This window comes from Colwellia sp. SU-HH01217, assembly GCF_057543495.1.
In genome coordinates this window covers 326,270-339,160 of the sequence record NZ_BAAJLX010000001.1, presented here as the reverse complement: position 1 = coordinate 339,160, position 12,891 = coordinate 326,270, and the positions used below count along the sequence as shown (strand labels likewise).

General features: G+C 36.7%; 8 protein-coding genes. 5 read left to right on the top strand and 3 right to left on the bottom strand.

The genetic code is table 11. The annotated features are described in order from the left end of the window. Window positions 1-436: 436 nt before the first annotated feature. Window positions 437-3,055: a TonB-dependent receptor gene (locus tag AC27G3_RS01400; protein WP_487118075.1), complete on the top strand. Its 2,619-nt coding sequence runs from the start codon at window positions 437-439 to the stop codon at window positions 3,053-3,055. A gap of 158 nt (window positions 3,056-3,213) precedes the next feature. Here the strand turns inward: AC27G3_RS01400 and AC27G3_RS01395 are convergent, their stop codons facing one another. Both AC27G3_RS01395 and AC27G3_RS01390 read right to left on the bottom strand, forming a co-directional pair. Further along, a complete protein-coding gene (locus AC27G3_RS01395; protein WP_487118073.1) occupies window positions 3,214-3,933 on the bottom strand; it encodes a DUF6445 family protein in 720 nt (239 codons plus the stop codon). 53 nt (window positions 3,934-3,986) lie between these two features. After that, window positions 3,987-4,706 carry a SapC family protein gene (locus AC27G3_RS01390; protein ID WP_487118071.1) on the bottom strand — a complete coding sequence of 240 codons (720 nt, stop codon included), beginning with the start codon at window positions 4,704-4,706 and terminating at the stop codon, window positions 3,987-3,989. A 156-nt stretch (window positions 4,707-4,862) separates the two neighbouring features. On the opposite strand from AC27G3_RS01390, the gene AC27G3_RS01385 reads away from it, so the two are divergent. From AC27G3_RS01385 to nagP, 4 genes are all read left to right on the top strand, one after another. Next, complete coding sequence (locus tag AC27G3_RS01385) at window positions 4,863-7,577, top strand: family 20 glycosylhydrolase (RefSeq protein WP_487118069.1); 2,715 nt, start codon at window positions 4,863-4,865, stop codon at window positions 7,575-7,577. A 285-nt stretch (window positions 7,578-7,862) separates the two neighbouring features. Then, on the top strand, window positions 7,863-8,753 hold the full coding sequence (gene nagK, locus AC27G3_RS01380) for an N-acetylglucosamine kinase (protein WP_487118067.1): 891 nt from the start codon (window positions 7,863-7,865) through the stop codon (window positions 8,751-8,753). A 34-nt stretch (window positions 8,754-8,787) separates the two neighbouring features. Next, window positions 8,788-9,939: an N-acetylglucosamine-6-phosphate deacetylase gene (nagA, locus tag AC27G3_RS01375; RefSeq protein ID WP_487118065.1), complete on the top strand. Its 1,152-nt coding sequence runs from the start codon at window positions 8,788-8,790 to the stop codon at window positions 9,937-9,939. Between the two features lie 59 nt (window positions 9,940-9,998). Further along, window positions 9,999-11,303: an N-acetylglucosamine MFS transporter NagP gene (gene nagP / locus AC27G3_RS01370; protein ID WP_487118063.1), complete on the top strand. Its 1,305-nt coding sequence runs from the start codon at window positions 9,999-10,001 to the stop codon at window positions 11,301-11,303. A gap of 527 nt (window positions 11,304-11,830) precedes the next feature. On the opposite strand, the gene AC27G3_RS01365 is transcribed toward nagP, so the two are convergent. Further along, window positions 11,831-12,697 (bottom strand): hypothetical protein, encoded by an 867-nt coding sequence (locus AC27G3_RS01365; RefSeq protein WP_487118061.1) that lies wholly within the window; start codon window positions 12,695-12,697, stop codon window positions 11,831-11,833. Between the last annotated feature and the right edge of the window lie 194 nt (window positions 12,698-12,891).

The following is a 12,891-nucleotide window of genomic DNA, read 5'->3' as shown; positions in this document are numbered from 1 at the left end:
CTCTGAATTTCGCGGTTAAGGAATAAAGTATTGGAATTATTAATAAATTACTGAGAATACAAAAAAAGGAAGCTTAGCTTCCTTTTTTTTTGACATGAAGCTGGTAGGGCAAGGTGTTAATTAAAGGGCTTTTTTGAGCATTCTAAGTTTAATTAAATGAAGTTAATTGTCGAATTTCAGCACAACCTTTTAATAAATACTGAACAATTTAGCGTTACATTAATATTGTAAGGTAAAATTAACTCTTTTATATTTAAAGAGTTACAAAAAATATTAAGTTAATTTGTTATTTAATGTAGCCAAAACGAATTTTTATGTGTATGGTTTTAGTTAACTTAATGACAACGCTGTCATAGATTAAAGACAGCGCTGTCATAAATTAAGTAAAAAAGATAACAAATTATATTTTTATAAAAACGTGTGTAAGGGAAAGTCAATGTCATCTAAAACATTTAAAAAAGGTATGTTAGCAAGTTCAATTGCTATGATCCTCGCAGGCAGTGCATCATCAATGGCTATGGCCGCTGAAACAGCAACCGCTGAAAAAGAAACTGAAGTAATTGAAGTAACAGGTATTCGTGGCTCATTAAAAGCATCATTAAACGGTAAACGTTTTTCGGATGCGGTAGTTGATGTTGTATCAGCTGAAGATGTAGGTAAATTTCCTGATGGCGATGTTGGTGAATCACTAGCGCGTATTCCAGGTGTAAGTGTTTCTCGTCAGTTTGGTCAAGGTCAACAAGTATCTATTCGTGGTGCTTCTGCACAATTAACACGTACTCTACTAGACGGCCATTCAGTTGCTTCAACTTCTTGGTTTGATCAACAAGCAGTAGACCGTAGCTTTAACTACTCTTTATTACCTTCAGAATTAGTTGGTGGTTTAGAAGTGTATAAATCTTCACAAGCAGACCTTGTAGAAGGTGGTATTGGTGGTACGGTTATCGTGAAAACTCGTAAGCCATTAGATTTAGATTCAAACACTGTTTTTGCAAGTGTAAAAGGTGATTACGGTACTGTTTCTGAAAAAACAGATCCTGAATTTTCTGGATTATATAGCTGGAAAAATGAAGAGGAAACATTTGGTGTTTTAGTTTCAGGTGCAGTATCAGAAATTGAATATCAACGTAACGGTATTGAATCATCAGGTGGTTGGAGCGGTGGTATGGCACCAACGACTTTCCAACAAGAGCGTGATCGCACGGCAATTAATGTTGCAATGCAATATCGTCCAACAGATTCTTTAGAATTTGGTTTAAGCTTAATGTCTTTAGACCTAGGCGCTAATAACGCTAACTCTCAAGTTATTATTTTCCCTGGTGACGGTTCTTGTGAAGCGACTAATGCCTCTGGTAACTGTATCTCTCGTGATATAAATGGAACAGGTACGGGTTTCTTCCAAACATGGGCGCGTAAAGCAAGCATGGATTCGAAAACTGTTGATTTCGATTGGGAATATGAAGCAGACAGCTTCACCTTTACAGGTCGTGTTGGTAACACTAAAGCAGAAAGTGATGTAACAACAGCTAACTACGGTCAGTGGGTTACTAATAATGCTGATTTCAACGGTACTGTAGATATGACAGGCGACGAAACGGTTTATAACTTAGCTAACCAGTCGTATGATTCAAGTATTTTACCTGCATCATTTGGTCCTGAGACTTGGGCGCCAGAGTATAACCCTGATTCAGATGAAGAAACTTACTTAAACTTTGATTTTGAAATTCCAGTAGATATTGGTGTAATTACCAGTATTAAAACTGGTTTCCGCTATGCCGACCATAAAGTTGTGCAAGACGGTAACGGTGCAAATGTTAACGCTGCTTTACGTCCAATTAGAAGTGCTGCTGAATACTACCCTGGTACAATGACCGCTGGTGGTGGATTTACATTACCAGAGCCAGATATGGATCTATTAATCGCAGATTCACTTGCAATGACCGAAGGCTACACTCAACGACCTCAAGCATACGGTACTGTTGAAGAAGAAAATACAGCATTATATGTAATGGCTGGTTTCGATAATGATGGTATTCGCGGTAACGTGGGTTTACGCTATGTTTCTACAGATATCTCTTCAGATTATTATGACCTAAGTGACTCTGGTGTATACGACACAACATTAACAACAGATAGTGCTGATTATAGTGAAATATTACCAAGCATTAACATTGTAATGGATTTAGCTGATGATGTAATTTTACGTACTTCAGCAGCACAAGTTATTTCACGTCCTAACTATGCAGATTTATTTGCAACACGTAGTTTAGCGGGTTATACCGATAACAGACCAAATAACGAAGTACTTCAAACAGGTAACGTAGGCTTAAGTCCATTTAAAGCGTTCCAAGCCGATATCGGTGTTGAATGGTATTTCAGTGATGATGCTATGGTGAGCTTAACTTACTACACGAAAGATGTAAGTTCGTTTATCTCTACACAGCAAACAACTAATCAACAAATAGGTATAGATATTCCTGTTTATGACACTAACCCTGATGCAGGTGATTCACCTTGTGGTGCTGGTGTAAACGATTGTTGGACAGTAAGTTCTTCTACTAATGGTAGTGGTGGATCAATTGAAGGTATCGAAATTCAAATTCAAGATGCTTTTGATAATGGCTTCGGTTACTCAGCAAACTACACTTATGCTGATGCTGATGCTCCAGGATCAAACTACCCTGATAGAGTTGACGTATTCTCTGATTCATCAAAGCATACTTATAACTTAGTAGGTTTCTATGAAAACGAAGATTTCTCAGCCCGTTTAGCTTATAACTGGCGTTCAGAGTTTGTAATTCGTGAAGCACCAGGTTGGTATGGTAACCGTGAACACAAAGCATACGGTTCACTTGACTTCAGTGCAACATACTCGGTAACAGACTACTTAGATGTTACTGTTGAAGGGATTAACCTGACAAAATCAGATAGTATTCAACTTGGTAATAACGATGAATCAACAACATTACCAAACCCTGATTTGTTAAATAACTTCCCTGTATGGAGTTTCGAAGGTGAAGCACGTTATAAAGTAGGTTTCGCGGTTCGTTTCTAAACAACACAGCGTTTAATTATTGAAATAAAAACCCAGCATTTGCTGGGTTTTTTGTTGTTACGTTTGAAATTTTGTATTGATAAACTTTAAAAGGCTGCTATAAATCTAGTCGACAGGAAGGAAAATAAAAATGAAATAATGTCTAAAGTAATATGTTTTTACTTCTCAGCAAAACACATAAATGACGCAATAGATAAACGCCCTAAAGTAGCGCTGTCGGCTTGTTGGCTAAGCTTGGGAATATCGGCAGAGTGTAATAAATTACTTTTATATAAAATCAGTCGATTAATTTTAGCGGGGACTTGTCCTACTCGTTCAAATAAACTGGTATCACCATTTAGATAACCTTGATGATCTTCAGGTGAGCTTTTAGCTGCAGCAGTCATCTCGTTCATCGCCGCTATATAATTTTCTGTAATCTCAACATTTCCACTGGGCTTATAGCGATAAAGACTAGTACCACCAAAGCTTTCATCACACAAGTAATGGACCATGGCATAAACATTAGCATCGTTTGAGTCAACATGTGGAATCCGTTGCATTTCGTTAAGCTGTTCTGATGTTAAGGTTACCTTAGATAACTTGCAAACTGGCTCCATCGCAAATAGTTCTTTATTTGAGTAGTATTCTCTAGAGACAATTTTTTGTATTTCAGCTAACAAAGCTCGGCTATAGGGAGCAGGCATTAAGTCTCTAACACCTGGATAAAAAGAACCATCAGTACCAACAGCACTAAAATAGGCTCTATGCTGCGAATAATGTAGTAATTCTTGAGGGTTTATAAATAAGTCATCGATGACTATAATAAAATTACTGTCATCGAGGAGCTTAACCTTTTTAATGGAGTAATTAGGGTTAATGATAAATTGATAGTTCATAAGTTATTACTCCACATATATTTACAGGGCTTTATCGCTAGTAATTTACCGCATTATTGATTACGAACAAAGTGATTATGTTTTGCTGTTAAGCGAGATAATTGATGAACAGATGTTAAATGTGCATAAATAATAGTGAGTAATCCTTTTGAACGTAGCTCTTCAAAGTCTTGTGCTGAAAGTTTATTGAGTGCTTGCTCATCGATGAGAAAGATTCCTTCCATGGTAACAGGATTTTTTTCATCGTTTAAATTCACGGTTAATTGGCGGGATTTAAATAACTTTTTTTCGGCAAAATAATCTACAATTGCTTGAGTTTGTCGGCTATATTCAGCCACTTTTAAAAGAGAGTCACAACGATTTTTTAAGTATTGCGACTGTTCTCCAGAAGGGCTAAATAAGGCACTTCCTTCGCTATTGCTCAATAAATTGCTATTTTCATCAATACATACCACTAATTCATCTGTATCACTGTTTTTTCTTGCTAAAGAAAAAGGAGCATTAGTAAAGTTTAGTGGTGTAACTAATGGCTCCCAATCTGCTTGTTGGCAATATAAATTTAAGCCTTGTTTCAATCCCATCATTGCGACGGCAACAAATGATCCTGTTTCGGCGTTTTTCACAAATACAATGGGAAACTCCGTTGCTAATAAAGCAAAGTCTTGTACGACAACAGGAATAAGATTTTGAGATTTATATTGTAAGTAACCTTTTGGTTCTATTACGTTAAGTTTATTATGCTGTGTATCATTGAGTGGAATAAATTTAGTCATATCACTACCTAGGCTTACGCTAATCAAAATTAAATATGACTTAAGCATATTTAATTTTGACAGCGCTGTCAAAATTATGGATAGTATTAGCTGAGATTAAAAATCAACCCAGTTTTAAATAGTGAAAGCTAAAGTGAAATCACATGAGAAATTCAAATGAAAAATAAAATAGTTGTATCAATATTTATAGCTACTTGCTTATTAACCGCATGCGAAAAAGCTAACTTAAATGCTGAAAGCTCCGAAAAAATAGAGCAATTACAAACAGCACCTTTAACGAGCGTTACTCAGCAAGATATCGATAATATCGCTAACAAACTTGATATTAAATATCGCTTGATCACAAATGTGCCTTCTAAAGCTTGTGACGAAAATAAAACCGATGGTGCATGTTTTACTGTTGAATTAGCGCTTACGGCAAAAACAGCAATTAACGCTAACCAATGGACAATATATTTCAGCCATATTTTGCCGATTCAATCTTCAGAGCCTGGTGAGTTCAAGGTTGAGCATATCAATGGCGATTTACACCGTATTTCACTCAATGATAATTTTACTGGGTTTAAAGCAGGGGAAACGAAGAAGATAGTTTTTCGGGCAAACTTTTGGATGTTATCTGAAACAGATGCACTACCCAATTATATTGTCTCTGCTGAAAATAATAATAGCGAAATGCAAGCGAGAGTGATTGAGAGTACAAAAAGCTTTATTGATGAATCTTCTCGCTTAGAAGTATTACCTTTTGTTGTACCCTTTACTGATGAAGTTAATCAATTTAAACGTACTAGTACAGACAAAACTCAATGGTTAACAACGCAAAGTTTATTCGAAAGAAACCAATCACTTGTCACTAACATTGATGTTAGCCAAACGATTATCCCAACACCGAAATCTGTTATCTATGATGCAAACAAAGCGGTTGTTAGTATTGCTTCAGGCGTAAATGTAAAACTTAACAATGTCAATGTCGCAGACGTTCAAAGTGCTTTAGATCGAATTAAAACACTGGGTGTTACGACAAATGATAACGGTGTAGCACTTAACTTATCGGTAAGTGAAAATAGCAACAAAGCCATCGGTAGTTACCAGCTTGATGTAGCTAGTAATGGCATTACTATTGTAGGTGTTGATACTAACGGTGTGTTCAACGGATTACAGTCTCTAGCAAGCTTAATAACTGTTGGCTCGGACACGCTTCCTTTATTACAGGTGATTGACGAACCTCATTATGCTTTTCGTGGCATGTTAGTGGATGTAGCACGAAATTTTCATTCTAAAGCTTTTATTTTGAAATTGCTTGATCAAATGGCTGCGTATAAATTGAATAAATTGCACCTACATTTAGGAGATGATGAAGGCTGGCGTTTAGAAATTCCAAGTTTACCTGAATTAACTGACGTTGGAGCTCAACGCTGTTTTGATCCTCAAGAAGAAACGTGTCTTATCCCGCAACTTGGTGCCGGTGTTGACAGCGGTTCTAATGTTAATGGTTTTTATTCAGTTGCTGACTACCAAGAGATTTTGGCGGCAGCAACGGCGCGTCATATACAAGTTATTCCTTCTTTGGATATGCCGGGGCATTCAAGATCGTCAATCAAAGCAATGACAGCTCGTTATAAAAAGTACAAAGCTCTTGAAGATGATGAAAAAGCGACAGAATTCCTTTTACATGATATTGACGATACCACTGAATATTCATCGGTACAGTACTATAACGACAATACTATTAATGTTTGTATGGAGTCTGCTTACGCCTTTGTTGGTGAAGTAATGAAGCAGGTGAAAAAGATACATAGCGATGGTGGACAGCCACTGACCCGTTACCACATAGGAGCAGATGAAACCGCAGGCGCTTGGATTGAATCACCCGTATGTAAAGCCTTTGTTGAAAACAACGATTACGGTGTAACCGATATTAGTCAAGTAGGTGCTTACTTTATCGAGCGAGTGTCAAATATTCTTTCTGAACTTGATATAGAAACTGCTGGTTGGAGCGATGGCTTAAGTCATACTAATAAAGATAATATGCCTGCCATAGTACAAGCTAATGTTTGGGATGTTTTATCGTGGGCAGGACATACCAAAGTAAATGAGTTGGCAAATCGCGATTGGCAGATAGTCATCTCGACTCCAGACGCACTTTATTTCGATTTCCCTTATGAAGCAGATCCTAAAGAGCATGGTTATTATTGGGCTTCTCGACATACCAATACAGAAAAAATCTTTCAATTTATGCCTGATAACCTGCCTATTCATGCAGAGTTTTGGTTAGATAGAGAGGACAAGACTTTTACTGCCGACGATACATTGCAAAAAGATAAGGAAGGTAACGTTACTTCTGCTCCTATGGCAAAAGGTAAAAAATATTTAGGTATCCAAGGACAATTGTGGAGTGAAAACACCCGTACAGATGATCTTGTAGAGCATAAAATTTTTCCTCGTTTGTTAGCGTTAGCTGAACGTGCCTGGTATTTACCTCAATGGGCTGTACCATATAACTATCAAGGGTTTAAATATAGTCGAGATAGTCAGGTGTTTACTGAAGAAGCTCAGCAAGAACGCGATCGTCAATGGCAACTATTTGCTAATACTATTGGCAAGAAAGAATTAACTAAATTAGATCTCGCTGATGTTGATTATCGACTACCAACGGTTGGAGCAAAAATAGTAGATGGAAAGTTATTAGCTAACATTGCTTTTCCTGGTTTACTTATCGAGTACCAAATGCCTGGCCAACAGTGGAAAGTTTATCAACAGCCAGTTCCATTGAAAATTGAAACTGATAATAAAGAAAAAGCCGTTATTCACCTACGCTCTCGCAATGCTGGTAGTGCTAGAGTTAGCCGTGTAACGTCTATTAAGCTCAATTAAATAGAAAAATAATTGTTTATTTTAAAACTAGACCTACTGATTTTATAATGATTTATTTATTTAAATTCAGTAGGTTATCTTTTAATATAAGCACGAGTGTAAAAAAAGGTTTCAAATTGTACAAAAAACAAATGACAACGCTGTCATTTTTGATTAAGATAAAATTAACTTATCGTTTAAATCGCCTCTAGCATTAATAAAACAACGGATAAGTTGATAAATAAATGCAATATAAAGAGTCATGTATAAAGCAGCTTATAACTAATAAGCGTATGCGGGGAAGGAATGTCAAAAAGTAATACACAGCAATATTTTTTAGGTATCGATGGCGGCGGCAGCAAATGCAAAGCAGTTGTGGTATCAGAAGATAATACCATATTAGGTACTGGAATTGCAGGACCTGGAAACCCGTTACATGGTTTTGAACAAGCAACAAACTCAATCGCAACGTCAGCTATTTTAGCGTTAGAAGATGCTGGGTTAAGTGATGTTCCATTAAGTGATGTTGTTGCTGGTGTAGGTTTAGCAGGGGTAAACCTTCCTGTATTATTTGATCAAATGTCAGAATGGAATCATCCCTTTAAAGAAATGTTTCTAGCGACAGATTTACTCATTGCTTGTTTAGGTGCACACCAAGGAAGTGATGGTGCGGTAATGATTACCGGCACAGGATCATGTGGCTTTTCTTATATTGATGGTCATCCATTTATGATTGGTGCTCATGGCTTTCCTCATGGCGATAAAGGCAGTGGCGCATGGTTTGGTTTACAAGCCGCTAAACAAGTATTGCTCTCAATTGATGGTATAGTGCCGCACTCCATTATGACCGATGTATTGTTGAAAAAGTTAAACTGTAAAGATGATACGGCACTTGTTGAAGCTATTGCAGGCAAACCTGCAACTTATTATGCCCAATTGGCTAATTTGGTTTTTGATGCCGCAGAGCAGGGCGACACCGTTGCTCAATCTATTGTTGCCGAAGGTGCAGACTATATTGATAGTATTGCCAAAACGCTTTGGAGCAAAAACCCACCAAGAATGTCAATGATTGGCGGACTAACACCAAGACTTAAACCTTGGCTAAGCGAAGAAACTCGTAGCAAGCTTTCCGAGCCATTAAGCCCTCCAGAAATGGGCTCAGTATTATTTGCCAAAGAGCAATTAGCCCTTCAGTAAATTTTAACAATTAGTATAAAGGTAGCCCAGTTAAATGAGTCATTTTCGTTTACATGCACAACGACTATTTGATGGTCAAAACTATAGTGATAATCAAGTACTTACAATTAGCGATGGTAAAATTATCTCGATAGACCAAACACTAAAGAACATAGACCATTATGCAAAAGGTTTAGTTGCTCCAGGGTTTGTTGATTTACAAGTTAATGGTGGCGGTGGTGCATTATTAAACGATGCACCATCTGTAGCGAAGATCAAAACGATTATGGCGGCACACGCTAAGTTTGGCACTACAGGAATGATGCCAACGTTGATCACTGATAAAGTTGAAGTGATGTCACAAGCCGCAGAAGCAATCTCACAAGCGATAAAAGAAAATGTGTTAGGTATTTTGGGGATACACTTTGAGGGGCCTCATTTAAGTGTCGCTAAAAAAGGTGCTCATAGTGAAGAATTTATTCGTCCAATAACCGATGAAGAATGGCAAGTACTCGAACGCAAAGATATTGGTAAAATTATTGTTACCTTAGCTCCTGAAACAATTTCAACTGATGATATCGAGCGCATGATTTCTCTTGGAATTAAGGTGTGTTTGGGGCATACCAATGCTGACTATTTAACTGCACAAAATGCTATAGACAGTGGTGCAACAGGCTTTACTCATTTGTTTAATGCCATGTCGCCCCTCCAAGGTAGAGAACCTGGTGTTGTTGGCGCAGCATTATTAAATGATAAAACAAGTTGTGGGCTCATAGTTGATGGTCATCATGTTAATTATGCAACTTGTCAATTAGCAATAAAAACCAAGCCACAAGGCAAAATATTTTTAGTAACCGATGCTATGCCTCCTGTTGGCACCAATGATGATGAATTTGCATTTTTCAATCGCACAGTACATTTAGCTAATGGCAAGCTAACGTCTACCACAGGGGAGTTGGCTGGTTCGGTATTAGATATGGCCACCGCTGTAAGAAATTGTCATCAATGCTTAAACATGCCCTTAGATGAAGCAATAAGAATGGCCAGTAAATACCCATTAAACTATCTGCACGGTAATGAAAATAAAACAACCGAAAGCGAAATGCTAATGGCAGGCGCTAACGCTGATTTTGTTGTTATCGACGATAATATCCAAGTGCAAGAAACGTGGATAGCAGGACAACAAGTATTTAAACAAAGTAAATAAAAAAAACGTAAAAATAATAATAAAATAAACCCAGTAGTGAGGAAAGTATGGAGAGCACCATGAACAACGAAGACTCGAAAAACTCATCGCAAAGTAATGCATTGCCGATGATCATAGTAGCAGGCTTATTTTTTATCTTAGGCTTTGCTACTTGGCTAAATGGCTCTTTAATGCCTTACCTACAACAAGTGTTGCAGTTAAGCCCATTCGAAGCCTCTTTAATATTATTCTCTTTTTATATCGCAGTAACCTTTACTGCGCTTCCTTCTGCGGCTGTTATTCGTAAAGTAGGTTATAAAAATGGTATGGCATTAGGCATGGCCGCAATGATGGTGGCTGGTTTATTATTTATTCCTGCGGCCAAAACTCAAATTTTTGCTTTATTTTTATTTGCGCAACTAGTAATGGGATCTGGGATCACCTTATTACAAACTGCGGTAAATCCTTATGTTGTTCGCATTGGCCCTGAGGAGTCTGCAGCTGCGCGTATCAGTGTTATGGGCATATTAAATAAAGGGGCTGGTGTTGTTGCACCAATTGTATTTACTGCTTTAATTTTAAGTGGTTTTAAAGAAGTGACCGGTGAGTTAACGCCAGCACAAATAAACGATATGGCTGATTCTTTAGTAATGCCTTATTTAGGAATGGCTTTGTTTATTGGCTTACTCGCTATTGCTGTTAAAAAGTCGCCATTACCAGAACTTGCCAGTGAAGAAGATAGTGAAGAAATCAGTGCTAAGGGCCATACAAAAGAAGCTTTATCGCACCCTAATTTAGCTTTAGGTGTTTTAGCTTTATTCTTTTACGTTGCTGTAGAAGTAATCGCTGGCGATACTATTGGGACTTTTGCTTTATCATTAGGTGTTGAAGATTATAGCGTGATGACTTCGTACACTATGATTTTTATGGTTGTTGGTTATATTTTAGGTATCGCATTAATCCCTAAGTTTATCTCTCAAGAAAAAGCCTTAATGGTGTCAGCAATTCTCGGTTTATTATTAACTTTTGGCATAGTAACAGGTGATAACAATTCATTTGTCATTGCTAATGCGGTGTTCGTTCCTTTTGGAGGCGCACAACTACCAGATACCTTATTGATGATCGCATTTTTAGGTTTAGCAAATGCTATTGTTTGGCCTGCTGTTTTCCCACTAGCTTTGTCTGGCATGGGTAAGCTAACCAGTACAGGATCTGCATTATTGGTCATGGGAATTTCAGGTGGGGCATTCGGTCCATTATTTTGGGGCTTAGCAAGCTCAGGAGAGAGCTTAGGTCTGCAAGGCGGTTACTTAGTCATGTTCCCATGTTATTTATTTATTCTTTTCTATGCCGTAAAAGGGCACAAAATGAGAAGTTGGAAGTAGAATTTATCTATTGATTCTAAGGTGAGTGACTTTAGTTTCAAGGTATAAGGTCTCCATTGGTTTGTTGTTCTTCCCCTGGGAGAAAACAACAAACAGTTGAGGGTGCGTTGGACTATCATATTGGTCTACCTCGGGTTTCTTTATTAATTACGATTACGTGATTAAATAAAGGAGTTACCCGAGGTTTTTTTATGGTTAAAAATTAATTTAAGTGGTATTAGCTCAAAGTTTTGTAAACATGAGGAGTCACGAGAAACGAACCTAATAATATAAAATGACCAATATTTGGAAATATTACTTCTGAAATAGTTGTGCCAATGAAGGGGATCGTTAATAAACTAAATACAAACACCAATAGATATGATGTAAATATAGTTGCAACAATAAACTTAATATTCCACGCTAAATTTTTTTTAAAATACTTCATAATAAAACACCTTATTAAAATACAGTTTAAACATAGTTCTTAATAATTATTATCTAAAGATTTAAGTAATATCTACCTTAACTAAATTGATTAGGTAAGGCTAATTAGTGCCTTGGTGACCAATTTGATTACACTTATCTTTTCTGCAATCTATAATGGTCGTTTCAGTTAATACAGTATTATCTCCATAAGTTCCTAAATTCATTTGTAAACGTTGCAACTGACCAATAAAGTTCTCTAATGTCGTAACTCCTTGTGGTGTAGCGGTATTAAAGTAGTATTCCTTATTCTCAGCATCTGATTTTTTCTCAGGTATTTTGTTGCCATTTCTATCTTTTGCAGAATTTGGAATTAATTCCCATACAATCAAGCCACTAGAGTCTATTCCTGCAAACCTCATAGCAATGGTTGCACCATCAGAAAACTCAATGCTAATAGCAGAATTATAACCAACAATTTTTCCTGCAATTGCAATAGGTAATAATGAGTAAACACCTATTCGAGAAGCTATAGCGTCCCATTTTTGGACGGTAGAGACATAATCAGAGATAATTCCTTCAGAACGAGTATCGACTAAAGTATCAAACACTGAATCTTCAACGGCAACAGGTAACTGGACATAAGGGGCAGCTGTTATAAGTAAACTCTTTAAATCATTAATTTCAGCAATTAAGTTAGTATTCACTACACCCATTCTACTGCTTACATTATTTCTTTGATCTTCAGGTTCATAGACATGAGTGACGTATACTGATTTAACTAAAGTTAATTCAGGATTCACTATTTGATATATATCATGTTTCCGATTTAAATTTGAATAGTTGCTTAAATGGTATGATATTGCTTTTGCTCTAAATTGAGTGTCGGATATGCAACTTGTACAGCTAATTATTTCATCTGCTACAGTTGAGTTGCTAAATATTGTCGTGATGAAAATAAATAAACCCAAACTACTTCGATTAAACATTCTATATTCCTTTACATATTGAAAATTACATCAGACTTCCATAGTCTATATTTTATTAAGTATACTGTATATCATTTATGGTATCAATTAACATTAAATAGCCTTATTAATATTACCTTTACAGTAGCTTATGCTAATTAAGTGATACTGTCATATATTATAAAAATTTTTCTATTGATTTGGTTACACATCAC

Excerpts from the sequence above, each read along its gene's own strand:
- nagA (WP_487118065.1), top strand. The coding sequence starts at position 8,788 with ATGAGTCATTTTCGTTTACATGCACAACGACTATTTGATGGTCAAAAC.
- AC27G3_RS01385 (WP_487118069.1), top strand. The coding sequence starts at position 4,863 with ATGAAAAATAAAATAGTTGTATCAATATTTATAGCTACTTGCTTATTA.
- AC27G3_RS01395 (WP_487118073.1), bottom strand. The coding sequence starts at position 3,933 with ATGAACTATCAATTTATCATTAACCCTAATTACTCCATTAAAAAGGTT.
- AC27G3_RS01390 (WP_487118071.1), bottom strand. The coding sequence starts at position 4,706 with ATGACTAAATTTATTCCACTCAATGATACACAGCATAATAAACTTAAC.
- nagP (WP_487118063.1), top strand. The coding sequence starts at position 9,999 with ATGAACAACGAAGACTCGAAAAACTCATCGCAAAGTAATGCATTGCCG.
- nagK (WP_487118067.1), top strand. The coding sequence starts at position 7,863 with ATGTCAAAAAGTAATACACAGCAATATTTTTTAGGTATCGATGGCGGC.
- AC27G3_RS01365 (WP_487118061.1), bottom strand. The coding sequence starts at position 12,697 with ATGTTTAATCGAAGTAGTTTGGGTTTATTTATTTTCATCACGACAATA.
- AC27G3_RS01400 (WP_487118075.1), top strand. The coding sequence starts at position 437 with ATGTCATCTAAAACATTTAAAAAAGGTATGTTAGCAAGTTCAATTGCT.